Annotated in this window: 13 protein-coding genes and 1 pseudogene; 1 reads left to right on the forward strand and 13 read right to left on the reverse strand. The window is 43.2% G+C overall.

The window, feature by feature from the left end; translation table 11 throughout:
• The 4 genes and pseudogenes from J6I68_RS01850 to rpmG all read right to left on the reverse strand — a co-directional run.
• Positions 1-165, reverse strand: a pseudogene (locus J6I68_RS01850) (50S ribosomal protein L11); the annotation flags it as partial.
• A gap of 129 nt (positions 166-294) precedes the next feature.
• Positions 295-942, reverse strand: coding sequence for a transcription termination/antitermination protein NusG (gene nusG / locus J6I68_RS01855; protein WP_292204102.1), 648 nt, complete (start codon positions 940-942; stop codon positions 295-297).
• Between the two features lie 15 nt (positions 943-957).
• Complete coding sequence (gene secE / locus J6I68_RS01860) at positions 958-1,146, reverse strand: preprotein translocase subunit SecE (RefSeq protein ID WP_292204101.1); 189 nt, start codon at positions 1,144-1,146, stop codon at positions 958-960.
• Between the two features lie 30 nt (positions 1,147-1,176).
• Positions 1,177-1,326 carry a 50S ribosomal protein L33 gene (gene rpmG / locus J6I68_RS01865; protein ID WP_013281689.1) on the reverse strand — a complete coding sequence of 50 codons (150 nt, stop codon included), beginning with the start codon at positions 1,324-1,326 and terminating at the stop codon, positions 1,177-1,179.
• Between the two features lie 325 nt (positions 1,327-1,651).
• Between rpmG and fliD the strand changes: the two genes are divergently transcribed.
• Positions 1,652-2,953 (forward strand): flagellar filament capping protein FliD, encoded by a 1,302-nt coding sequence (fliD, locus tag J6I68_RS01870; RefSeq protein WP_292216783.1) that lies wholly within the window; start codon positions 1,652-1,654, stop codon positions 2,951-2,953.
• Positions 2,954-3,081: 128 nt separating this feature from the next.
• Here fliD and glf read toward each other — a convergent pair whose 3' ends face one another.
• The 9 genes from glf to J6I68_RS01915 all read right to left on the reverse strand — a co-directional run.
• Positions 3,082-4,242, reverse strand: a complete 1,161-nt coding sequence (gene glf, locus J6I68_RS01875; RefSeq protein WP_292216785.1) for a UDP-galactopyranose mutase — start codon at positions 4,240-4,242, stop codon at positions 3,082-3,084.
• 76 nt (positions 4,243-4,318) lie between these two features.
• Entirely contained in the window at positions 4,319-4,654 is a 336-nt protein-coding gene (locus J6I68_RS01880; RefSeq protein ID WP_022765107.1) for a hypothetical protein, read from the reverse strand.
• Positions 4,655-5,032: 378 nt separating this feature from the next.
• Positions 5,033-5,776, reverse strand: a complete 744-nt coding sequence (locus tag J6I68_RS01885; RefSeq protein WP_292216788.1) for a hypothetical protein — start codon at positions 5,774-5,776, stop codon at positions 5,033-5,035.
• The gene (locus J6I68_RS01890; RefSeq protein WP_292216792.1) at positions 5,773-7,302 is read right to left on the reverse strand and encodes a glycosyltransferase family 2 protein; all 1,530 of its coding nucleotides are present in this window, start codon (positions 7,300-7,302) and stop codon (positions 5,773-5,775) included. Before J6I68_RS01890 ends, J6I68_RS01885 begins: the two co-directional genes overlap by 4 nt.
• Positions 7,303-7,374: 72 nt before the next feature.
• Positions 7,375-7,998: a hypothetical protein gene (locus J6I68_RS01895; protein ID WP_292216794.1), complete on the reverse strand. Its 624-nt coding sequence runs from the start codon at positions 7,996-7,998 to the stop codon at positions 7,375-7,377.
• A gap of 13 nt (positions 7,999-8,011) precedes the next feature.
• Positions 8,012-9,679, reverse strand: coding sequence for a glycosyltransferase family 39 protein (locus J6I68_RS01900; RefSeq protein ID WP_292216796.1), 1,668 nt, complete (start codon positions 9,677-9,679; stop codon positions 8,012-8,014).
• Between the two features lie 106 nt (positions 9,680-9,785).
• The gene (gene thrS / locus J6I68_RS01905; protein WP_292216799.1) at positions 9,786-11,669 is read right to left on the reverse strand and encodes a threonine--tRNA ligase; all 1,884 of its coding nucleotides are present in this window, start codon (positions 11,667-11,669) and stop codon (positions 9,786-9,788) included.
• A gap of 39 nt (positions 11,670-11,708) precedes the next feature.
• Complete coding sequence (locus J6I68_RS01910) at positions 11,709-12,218, reverse strand: SEC-C metal-binding domain-containing protein (RefSeq protein WP_292216802.1); 510 nt, start codon at positions 12,216-12,218, stop codon at positions 11,709-11,711.
• 121 nt (positions 12,219-12,339) lie between these two features.
• Positions 12,340-12,630, reverse strand: a 291-nt coding sequence (locus tag J6I68_RS01915) for a hypothetical protein (RefSeq protein WP_292216804.1), incomplete at its 5' end; no start/stop codon positions are given.

Below are 12,630 nucleotides of genomic sequence, written 5' to 3' on the forward strand. Positions count from 1 at the left end.
AGGGATGATAACGTCACCCTTATCTGCTGTCTGTGCGTTGAACTGCTTTGTGAATTCAACGATGTTTACACCATGCTGACCAAGTGCTGGTCCAACTGGTGGTGCTGGTGTTGCTTTACCAGCCTGGATCTGTAACTTAATATATCCTTCGACTTTCTTTGCCATTCTGGCACCTCCTGAAAATATGTGGTCGGCGTGGCATTCCTCCCGGGAAATCCAGGTACCACTCCCACTCCAGTGACATGCTCATAAAATGAGCTATATATTCACACGCCAAAGCGCATAAATACCAAATTAAGAATCTATCTTGCGAACTTCTGCGAAGCTGATCTCTACAGGTGTCTCTCTTCCAAACAGATCCACATTGATGGTAGCAGTCTGCTTGCCAAAATCCATTCTCTGTACAACGCCTGCAGTATCCTTCCAAACGCCGGCGATAACTGCGATCTCATCACCAACACCAAAGTTAACAGATACTGTATCTGTCTTGATGCCAAGTGGCTTGATCTCTGCATCAGTAAGTGGAACCGGCTTGGATCCGGGTCCTACGAAACCTGTAACACCTCTTGTGTTTCTTACAACATACCAGGTCTCATCATTCATATCCATGTTTACAAGAACATATCCAGGGAACATCTTCCTCTGAACATTCTTTCTTGCGCCATTCTTGACCTCAACAACATCCTGAAGAGGAACTCTTACCTCAAGGATCTTGTCCTGAAGATGTCTGTTCTCAATTGTCTTCTCAAGATTGGCCTTAACCTTGTTCTCGTATCCAGAATAAGTATGAACAACGTACCAATGAGCATTCTCATTCTCAGTGGCAGCGCCTGCTCCTGCATCAGTGCCTAGATTCTCTGCATCTGATAATACCTCATCAGATACTGTCTCGGCGGAACTTAGAGCGTCCTGCTCTAGATTCTTTTCCATTTCTTCTGACATATTATCTCCTTTAAATTAGAAAATGGAAGTTACAAAATTCATTCCATATTCAAATGCATAGTCCAATACAGCGATCAGAGCGCAACAAATAACAGATACCACAACAACTGCTGTTGTCTGCTTGGTAACATCGTCCTTTGTAGGCCATATGATCTTTCCAAACTCTGCTTTTACACCTGTGAAGAAACTTTTGATCTTTTCCATGTATTATCTACCTCTATTAATAAGGACGGATTATTTTGTTTCCTTATGTAATGTATGCTTCTTGCAGAATGGGCAGTATTTCTTCATCTCTACACGATCAGGATGTGTCTTCTTATCCTTAGTTGTGTCATAGTTACGATTCTTGCAATCTGTGCATGCTAATGTGATTCTTGTACGCATTATTTCACCTCCGCGCGTTAATAAATTGTCCATTTTTGCGCATAAAAAAAAAGACATAAATCTCTTGTCGCTTGTCAACTATAACATAGACTAATACCTTCGTCAACACATTTTTTCAGAATGAAAAGTTCTTTTTCTGGATGACTCGAATTATTAACATTATATAAAATTTACAAAAAAACGCATACATATGTTGACATTTGACGCTTATTAAGTAAAATGAAAGTAACTAAACGTGGCTTGATATGCCCTCGTGCGATAGATACCAAAGGATTGGTAGAGAGTAAGGACTCGTACGTACATCATGGAAGAAAGGAGGGGCATTATGGCAGGCATTTCTCTAAATGGTGCTTATAACCATTTCATACAGGATTATGTATCCAAAGATGTTACACAGGCCGACGCCCATCGTAAGGATGAGCTTAGGGATGTGTATAAGTCTATTGCAAAAATAAACAAAAAATCCCCTCTTTATCTTTTAACAGACGACGACAGTTCCAGAAACGATGCTATAGATATAAAAGAAAAGGCTCGTCAGCTCCAGGGCAGTATCAAAAGGCTCAGCGATCACGAAGATAAATCTTCTTTGAACCACTCCTCTGCTTTTACTACTGATGAGGACAAGGTAAGCGCTTCTTACATAGGTAAGACTCCGGAACAGGATATCGGAAATATCGAATTTGATATCGAGGTAAGCCAGCTGGCCAGCAGCCAGGTCAACAAGGGAAGATTCCTTCCTAAGGATACAACCGGACTTCCAGCTGACAACTACGCATTTGATGTCAGGATCGATGGCCAGGAATACGAGTTCCAATTCAGTATATATAATAATGATAAGAACATCGACGTTCAGCAAAAGCTTGAAAAGCTTATCAACAAAGCAAATGTAGGGCTTTCAGCAAGGATCCTTGAAGACGGCGAGAGGTCAGCTCTTGAGATAGCCTCCACCCACACAGGACTTAAACAGGGCGAGATAAGCCAGTTTGAGATATTCGAGTCCTCAAGTGGTCTTGCATCTGGCTCCGTTGCATACCTTGGACTTGATAAGGTATCTGAGCCGGCATCCAACGCCCACTTCACACTTAACGGCGAATCGAAGGCCGCCATATCCAATCATTTTACTGTTGGTGGCAAGTTTGACATTAATATAAAGGAAACAACAACTGATACCGGTCCTATACATGTAGGTGTTAAAAAGGACAATGAGGCTCTCGTTTCTCACGTCACCTCTCTTATCAACAACTACAACAGTTTTGTTCAGGATGCATCCGGCAAGACCGACGACAAGTTCAAGAGCAGCAAGCTAAGAAGTGAGATCATCGGAATAGCCCAGCAACATCTGGCAAATGCTCAGGACATTGGAATCTCCCTTGAGGGCGACGGAACTCTGAAGATAGATGAAGAGCTCCTTAAACAGGCAGCGTCAGGCAGCAGTTCTGCTGAGTCCCTTGCACCTGTAAACAGTTTCGCCGACAGTCTTATCGCTAAGACAAAAGACATCTCGGTTGACCCTATGAAGTACGTAGAGCGTCCAGTTGTTAACTACAAAAACCCGGACAGCAGGGACTACACATCTCCGTACATCACCAGCGAATACTCAGGCATGATGTTCAACAATTATTGCTGAAACATCTTCGCCTTCAGTCCCTCTGCTGCAGAAGAGGCGACTTGAAATAATATAGCTGTCAGGAAGGATCCTGCAGCAGAAGGCCCCGCGCATCATATGCCCGGGGCCTTTTTCATAATCTATATGTTTTATCTTCTGCTCATATCAAGTGCTGCCCTTACTACCTGGTCCATGTTGTAGTACTTGTACTGACCAAGTCTTCCGCCAAACAGGATATCAGGATATTCAGCCGCAAGCTCTTTATACTTTTCATAAAGAGAGTTGTTCTTGTCATCATTCATTGGATAGTATGGCTCATCTCCGTGCTTCCATGTAGCCGGGTACTCTCTTGTTATGATAGTTCCCTTGCCAGTGCCATACTCAAAGTGTTTGTGTTCGATGATCCTTGTATATGGAACTTCTCTTTCTGTGTAGTTAACAACTGCATTGCCCTGGTAGTTGTCCACATCTGGAAGGCTCTCAGTTTCGAACTTTAAGGATCTGTACTCCAAAGTTCCAAGCTTGTATCCAAAAAATTCATCGATCATTCCGGTAAACAGTATCTTGTCAAAGGTATCACCCTCATGGGATGTATAAGGCTTTACAGGAACTGATCCTTCAAGTTTGACAAAGTCGTAGTAGTCAGTGCCTGTTCTTACAGGTATTCCCTTAAGAAGCTTTTCCACAAGCTGTGTGTATCCGCCAACAGGGATTCCCTGATATCTGTCATTGAAGTAGTTGTTATCAAAGATAAATCTCATGGGAAGTCGCTTAATTATAAAGGCAGGAAGATCCTTGCAGTCTCTACCCCACTGTTTCTCTGTATATCCCTTTACAAGCTTCTCGTAGATATCTCTTCCAGCAAGGCTAAGGGCCTGCTCTTCAAGGTTGTCAGCACTAAACTCGCTGGTACCTTTTTCTCTGTTCATCCTTTCGATTTCCTTGTCAGCCTGGGCCTTTATTATCTTTTTGGCCTCTTCCGGTGTCTTAACTCCCCACATTTTACTGAAGGTGTTCATATTGAACGGAAGATTGTAGAGCTCATCCTTATATACAGCTACAGGGCTGTTGATGTAATTGTTAAACTCCACGAACTCATTTACATAGTTCCAGACCTCTTTGTCCGTGGTATGAAAAATATGAGCTCCGTACTTATGGACATTGATACCCATCTCATTTTCTGTGTATATATTTCCAGCGATGTGATCTCTTTTATCGATCACAAGAACGCTCTTACCCTTTTTGTTGATCTCGTGTGCAAATACTGCTCCAAACAGACCTGCACCCACAACTAAATAGTCATACTTCATTTACACCCTCCTAATTTAAAGAACAAAAAAACTCCGCTGATTATTATATCAAATCAGCGGAGTGTTTTCATCCTTATCAATCAGCCTGGTACTTATCAAGCTGTGAGAAGTCACCCATCATATCAAGGATCTTCTTTCTTCCAGCCTTGTTGAGCTTAACGTACTGCTGCATAACTCTGTTCTCAACGATCTTCTTGCCAAGATCTGTACCCTGTTCAAGTGTAGAAAAATCTACTGGGTTGAGATTGAGACGATCACACATCTTGATTACTGTTCCGTAAGCCATACCTTCGATTCCCCTATCTAATGCTGTTACAAGTGTACTGTATGGAATAGACATATCTATTGCAAACTGCCTAACACTTTTATACTGTGAAAGAATTTCTCTTTTTAAAATTTCAGCCTTTGTCATGGCACTACCTCCTTATTATTTCTTTTATCTTGTGAAATCTCTTTCCTTTTGCACAAATAAGAATAACACATAGACGTTTTTTCGTCATTCACTTTTTGGGGGAATTTTCGAATAAAAAATTATTGACTTTGCCTACAATTTTTTGGCATTTTAACGAAAATCTACTCTATAACAAGAATTTGCGAAAGTGTTCACACTTTTTTCACAATTCATTGTTACAATAAAAGACTTTTTACCGTCAACATTGAGAACCCTCATGTTTACTGGCTTCTACGAATTTTTGTAATATAAACGAAAAAACAAACAGTACAAAAGCACTGTTTGTTCTCAGTTTATCATTTGTTAATAAATGTTATTTAGTGCGCCAAATTTCTGACCTTACTCTCGGCCCTTAACAGCACTGATCCTATTGGTTAAATATGCCAATACTTCATTGTAGGTATCTTTCGGAATACTATAAACTTTATGAACATTTCCATCACAAATTATATCGATGGAACCCATTTTTTTCTTAACCTCAGCCACATCCTTGTAGCTCGTGATCTCGTTCTTGAAGTTGCCCTCTACGCTGAACTCGCATCTCTCAGAGTAAAGCCTCAGAGTTCCTTCACGAAGTCCTGATGTAACCTTGATCTCGTAGTCCGGATCATCCTCTCCCAGTATCACATCAAAGGACCTTGTTCCATCCTCTGACTCCATTACAGGAACTGCAACCTGCTTGTCCTTAAGCTCATTAGGATCAATGCCGCCTTCAGAATCCTCCACCTTAAGAATGCTGGTCTCAATAAGGCCTGACAGGCTGTTGTAATATGTCTTTATCAGGTAGCTTGAATTTACCAAAAGATCAATGGACTTATTTCTTATCTTGTGTCTGAACTTAAGGGTATGATATCCGGAATTGACCACAACGCAGATGTTTTCTCCGGGAATGATCTCATAAAGCTGCTTGTCATCAACAAACATCTTCATGGTATCGCCATCTGGAGTTCGCTGTCCTGCGCACTGGATCTCAATGATATATTTTTTCCCAGCCTCAAAGAGCCTCTCGCCGCACATGGGGCAAAAGGTTATTTTCATATTCATCTTTTCTGGAAGGCCTTTCCCGCATTTTGGACAAATCATTCAAAATCCTCCTGAGTAATCCCTATTCCTCCCTCATTTAAGCATTCGGATATTCTTCCCCTGCTGACCATAGTGGTCTCAGCCAGAACCACATCAAAGGAATGGCTCTCCCAGGGAAGTCTTATGGTGTTCATCTCGCCAAAGGCAACTTCATCCACAAGACTTTTTGCAATCCCTGCTTCAAAGCTGGTCCTGCACATTCCTGCAACGAAGGCCGTTGGAACCAGATCCTTGATATAGGCCCCTGTTGCGCCAAATCCGCAGGTAAAATCCAATACCCTCAGCTGTCCCTTTTTCCTGCTGGCAATCTGAACCACCTTATCTGCTGCTTCAAACCAAGGCAGTGAATACCCCCATACATCAAAGCCCCACTTTTCTTTAAACTTATCACGGCCCTTCTCCAAAAGGGTGTTATCCCCCATGAAGGAGCCGCCACCATTGTGATATATAAGGCTGTTCTTGCATACATACTGCAAAAATCCAGCTCTTGCGATCCTCATACAAAGATCATCATCTTCAAAATATGCAGGTGAAAAGAGCTCATCAAACACCTTTCCATCTATCATCACTGCGTCAAGTGCAGTCCTGGAAACCAAAAGAGCAAATCCTGTAAGCCTGAAGCTTGCAAGATATGGTCTTAACATTGGCACTACTTTTGTTCTTGCACAGTCTCTAAATATCTCAAGAGCTTTTTTATATCCAATCCTTTTATGCCACATAAGCCCGTCTTCAGACTCTTCCTGTCCAAAGAAGGATGCTGGAAGCTCCTGAAGAGAAGCGCTGTTTGAAAGAGCACTCACCGCGCCTACATTTCTGTTTTCATACAGTCCCATTTTCAGGTAAAAGAAAGATCCCGGTACCAGAACTGCATCGTTGTTTAAAAAGAATATATCATTGCCTGGATCGCAGGCCGCCGCTCCAATGTTGCAACCCTTGGAAAAGCCAAGGTTCTCACTGTTTTCTATGAGCTTAAATGTATAATCTGCCGACCTTTCCTTTTCCCTGAGATACTCTATGACACCATCTTCAGTAGAAGCGTTGTCAACAACCACGATCTCAAGCTCATCGTTAGGAAAGCTCTCCTCCACAGACTTTATACAGTCTTTCATGATCTCAAGATCATTAAAGGATAGGATCATGACGCTGGTGCCACGAACTCTGACGCATCGGTTCTCAAGGAGCCTGTTAAGGGCCTTCGTGATCACCTCTTTGTCACCGTCATCCGTGCAGTACATAAGCGCCATCTTAAAGCATAGGTAAGCCTGATCAGCATTGATCTCGTGATAATAAAGCCCCAGCATATAGAAGAGCTCATAGTTTGTAGGATCATAAGAAAGGCCTTTTGCTATGGTATCAAACTCCGCAACACTGTCCTCAAGCTGCTCCCATAGCGTAGCCGTCAGAACACAAAGCTTTGCAGCTTCCATTGGGGTCCTTTCATCAATGTGAAAAAACTCCTCCTGAAACTCGTACAAAGCCTCTTTATAATCACCAGTTGAAATCAGTTCCGTCAGCTTCTCAAACATGCTCAGTCCATCGATAGTTAATTGTCGTAAATGTGTATGGTTATATACAATATCATATCACACTATCTGCACTTAATGCACATGTATGGAAGATGCACACTCTTCAAAAAGAGCCTCGCAGTCATCATCCTCCGCTCTTTGCATCGAGATGGTAAAGGTCCTGTATCTGCTAAGGAGCATGTACACTGTCTGATGTACCCTCTCCTCATCCGTGGCCTGATAGGAGGATACGATCTTGTATCCCGGATAACCATCAACAGTTATCTTGTCAAAAGAGCTAACTGCAAAGCCCACATCCTGGCCGTACTGGCTGTTGTAGGCTGCTGCCATGGTCTCCTGGTAAATTTCTTTTGTCAGGGAAGTGGACTCATCTGCAATAGTCTCTTCCTCTCCCGCTTCCTTAACGGCAGCCTTCTCCCTGTTGGTGAGGATCACGTCAAGGCCATTGTCATAGAAATCATATTTGATAGAAGACGATTCCATGGGATGATTCTGATTGATAAAAAGGCCCTTTTCCTCTGACGGCTCAAATTCAGGTGGGATAACAAAGCTGCAATAGCTTGCTGGGTCAAGGTTGTCCCTGGCATAAGCCTTTGAAGCAAAAAGGAAAACAACTCCTGCTGCCACTGAAAGTGCAACTGCCAGCATAAGTCCGGCATCATGTAATAATCTATGCAAGTAGGTATTTCTTTTCATAACATCTCCCAGATCAGTAGTTCTTTAGCGCAAAGACATCAAACCAGTACCTCTCCATAAGGTAGCTTCCCTGGTTCTCATTTTTTATTCCAAACTCTTCTCCCCACTGCTTTACCAGCTCTTCTCTGCTGTTAAAACTTCCAAGGAAAAGAACCTTTTTTCCGCCCTCAAGGTAATTGGCAATATCCACCGGATCATCGATGGTTTCAAGACCTGGCACCATCTCGCCGATCAAAGGCTCAGGCTCTTCCTGATACAGGTGCACCTTGTAATCTTCAGAATCCCGGTTAAGGTAGTAGGACAAAAGTCCCTGAACATGAGTGAAATTGCTGATGATCACTGTATCAGGACTGATATCCTCAAACAGAGAAAGAGTCTTTTCCATGTTGACGATCCTGTACTTCTCATTGCCAATAAAGCTTTTGTAGTCAACGATTCCGGTAACCAGGATAAGTAGCAAAAGAGCTGTTCCGAGGCCGGCAAAGACTTTACCGCCTACAGTGCTTTTCTCTTTTTCAGTGTCAGCTTTCTTTTGGAAAAGAGCTTCAACCTCTCTGGAAATCATTATAGCCACAGCCAGCCAAAAGCATCCATAAGCTGGCAGCATGTATCTGTTGACAAAAACCGGGCGAAGCAGCACTGACGCAAGAAGTCCTCCTGCAACCAGAAGTGGCAGAACCAGGAAGGACAGTACCACAAACAGATTCCTGTCCTGTCTGTCTTTTATATAAGCAAGAAGATTCTTGATAAAAAGAGCTGTAATAATGACAAAGAATACTACTGCGGTCACTACAGCCACCAGCTCATTTACAAAATATCCCTTGAACAGGTGCTTGATGGCACTTCCAATGCTCCTTATACCCACAGGCTGTATCCAGTAATTGGCCTTAACTGCCGATGCCTGTGATAAAAATACAGAAAGCCACGGAACGTAAGCTATAGCTGTAAGATTCATGCAGATGATCAGCATTCCAAATGCCTTGAAGCTGACACTCTCTTTCCCTTCCGACTTCATGGCCTTAACAAAAAGCACCAGCATCACCACAAACAGCATGCCAAATATGATTCCCGCCGCCAAAGCCGCATAGTAGTGGGTATAGGCAGAAGCCGAAGCATACAGCCAAAGTGCCAGGCCATTTCCAATATCCCAGCCCTTTTGATTCCCTGCTCTAAAGCTTTCAAACAGCAAAAATCCATGGATCATCATGCCAGTGACAAACAGAAGCGCCCAGCTGTACATCCTGATCTCTGTGGTGTACTCAGGCATCTGGGGCATTGATACAATGGCAAAAGAAAAAATCCCGGCCGCAAGAAGTCCAAATCTCTTTCTTACCACAGTCCCTGCATAGACCATGATGATCACGAAAGGAAATACAGAAACCAGTTTTGCCAAAACCTCTGGAGCAATCTGCCCTGCGCCATCTCCAAGTAGCCCTATCCCATTAAATGCAGTCAGAAATACATGCACTATTATGTAATAGAGCGGCGGATGAACATCTCTGGCCGCCAGTCCCAGCATTTCACCAACAGGTCTTTTTGCAAACTCCATGGTAAAGAGTTCGTCATACCATATGTCAATTGAAAAGGATAAAATAACAGACCACAAAAGACATATAAATGCCGCAACAAAGCATACAAGACCGATCCAATTTGCAGCAGTCTGCTTTTTTAATTTTGTCATGAAAACCCTGCACCCCTGTTATTAAGGATTTGTTCAATAAGACTTAACTGATTAGTTAAATGGGGCTGAGAAGATGAATTCTTTTTCTCAGCCCCTTAATAATTATTTATGCTTCGTATGTATCAATGAGCTCCAGTGAGTGCTCATTATTCATTGTGCAGCACATCTTTACGAGTTCATCAAGCGGTACGTTCTGGATCTGCTTGTTGGATCCGCGAACATTGATAGATACTGTATTCTCAGCAGCTTCTCTGTCACCGATTACAAGAATGTATGGATCCTTGTAGTTCTTGAACTTCTTGATCTTCTCCTTCATGTTGTTGTCGGAGTAGTCAGCTTCTACACGGATTCCGGCGTTCATAAGAGCCTGCTCAACCTTCTTTGCATACTCATTGTGCTCTACTCTGATAGGAACGATACCTACCTGATATGGGCTGAGCCAGAATGGGAATACACCCTTGAAGTTCTCAATGATGATACCAATAAATCTCTCAAGTGATCCATAGATAGCTCTGTGAATAACAACAGGCATCTGCATGGATCCGTCCTGAGCCTGGTATGTAAGTCCAAAGTTGTGAGGAAGCTGGAAGTCAAGCTGAACAGTTCCGCACTGCCACTCTCTTCCAAGAGCATCCTTGATCTGAAGGTCGATCTTAGGTCCGTAGAAAGCTCCGTCGCCTTCGTTGATCTCGTATCCGCCCTCGCCGTACTTCTCATCAAGGATCTCCTTGAGAGCTTTCTCGGCTCTGTTCCAAACTTCAATATCACCCATGAAGTCCTCAGGTCTTGTTGAAAGTTCTGCCCTGTAGGTTACTCCGAATGTTGAATAGATCTCGTCTGCGATTGCAATTACATCTGCGATCTCTTCCTTGATCTGTGACTCCATTACAAATGTATGGTCATCATCCTGTCTGAACTCCTGAACCCTGAAAAGACCGTTCATCTGACCGGACTTCTCCTTGCGGTGAAGAACGTCATACTCACTGTATCTGATAGGAAGTTCCTTGTAGGAATGATTGGTTCTCTTGTATGTCATCATGGCGTTAGGACAGTTCATAGGCTTAGCAGCCATAGTGTCATCAAGCTCACGGTTGTAGATCATAGAACCAGCTACGATCTTGACATTCTTGGGCTCATCTGAAGGCTCATTGATGTTCTCAACAACGCCAGGGATCTCAGCGTCTGCCTTAACCTGACCCTCAAGACCCGGAACCATGAACATGTTGTTTACATAGTGTGCCCAGTGACCACTGATGAGCCAGAGCTTCTTGTTATTGATAAGAGGAGCTGCGATCTCTGTGTATCCGTGCTTCTCCTGAATTTCTCTTGAATACTTAAGAAGTGCCTGGTACATCTTCCATCCTCTTGGAAGCCAGTAAGGCATACCAGGAGCTGTCTCGTCGAACATGAACAGGTCAAGCTGTGGTCCGATCTTCTTGTGGTCGCGCTCCATTGCTTCCTGGATGAGCTTGATGTGCTGCTTGAGCTCGTCCTTACTTGGGAAGGCGTAGAGATAGATTCTTGAGAGCTGATCTCTCTTTTCATCGCCTCTCCAGTATGCGCCTGAAACAGACTTGATCTGGTAGGAAACATTCATAAGCTCCTGAGAGTTCTCAACGTGAGGTCCTCTGCAGAGATCTACGAAGTCGTCTCCTGTATGATATATAGTGATGATCTCGCCCTCAGGGAGGTCATTAATAAGCTCAGTCTTAAACTTCTGATCCTTGAAAAGTTCAAGAGCCTCAGCCTTGGTTACTTCTTTTCTTGTCCAGTCTTCTCTTCTCTTGATGATCTCTCTCATCTTGTCCTCGATCATCTTGAAGTCGTCCTGGGTTACTGGCCTAGGAAGTACAAAATCGTAGTAGCAACCGTCATCAATCTGAGGTCCGATTGCGTACTGAACTTCCTTGCCATAAATCTCGATTACTGCCTTTGCGAGAATGTGTGCCAGTGAGTGGCGGTACAATCCCAAAAATTCTTCTCTTTCCATTGTGAATCCTTTCATACTACCCCAATTTGTATCAAATGATCATGCGTTGGCCCTGCCGTGGCACTTCTTGTACTTCTTGCCACTTCCGCATGGACATGGATCATTAGGATATACTTTGTCTTCTTTTCTGATGGTGTGAGAAGCCTTCTCCTCTTTGTAGAGCTCTTTTCTCTTGTCCTCATCAAAGATCTCCTCCCACTCAGGAAGGTTGTAAAGCCAGTCTGCACCAGCGTTTACCATGTTCTTGTAAAGGAGCTCTTTCTCAAAGCCCAGATTAACTTCTGTGTCCTCTTCCATCTCCTCGATAGGATTCTGCTCCTTTAAGCTATCGTTGATGCCGTCAAGGAAACCAACCATAGTCATAAGATCTACACTGTATTTATCAGCAAGCTCTTTTACTGTGCCCTTAACGGTCTCGTCAGGGTTCTTTAAAAGCTGTGCGTAAATATCACGCTCTTTCTCAAAATACTCTGTCCAAAGTCTCTGGAGATCGCCCTTGTTAGCTGTCTCAGAGTATGCCATATCGCGCCATTTTTTTAATAATGCCATATCAAATTACTCCCATTTCTCTCAAAAAAATTGTTTAATAAAAAACTCCACGCATGTCACTTCAAAAATGTGCATACATGGAGTTATTTTAATACTTTCCTTAAAATATGTAAACATCCCTCTACTGTATGTAGACAAAGGCAGTTCTCCTAAAGGCAGAAACCAGTGTCAGTACCCCTGAATAAAGGATACCAAGGGCATAGACGATCACTACCGTATTGGTGTTATTTAAAAAGATAACGCAGATGATACAGGTAACTACATTCACAAAGCCATGTCCCATCTTAAGGCGCCAGTTCTTTCCGCCATATCTTCTGGCTTCCATGGCGCGAAGCAGCTCCACCAGACCTGAAAATGCGTGGACGCCAATGAGATACACCAGCACGAACTGCCTGGGAACATCCACAAGGGA

This window comes from Butyrivibrio sp. (genome assembly GCF_017940685.1).
Lineage (GTDB): Bacteria > Bacillota > Clostridia > Lachnospirales > Lachnospiraceae > Butyrivibrio.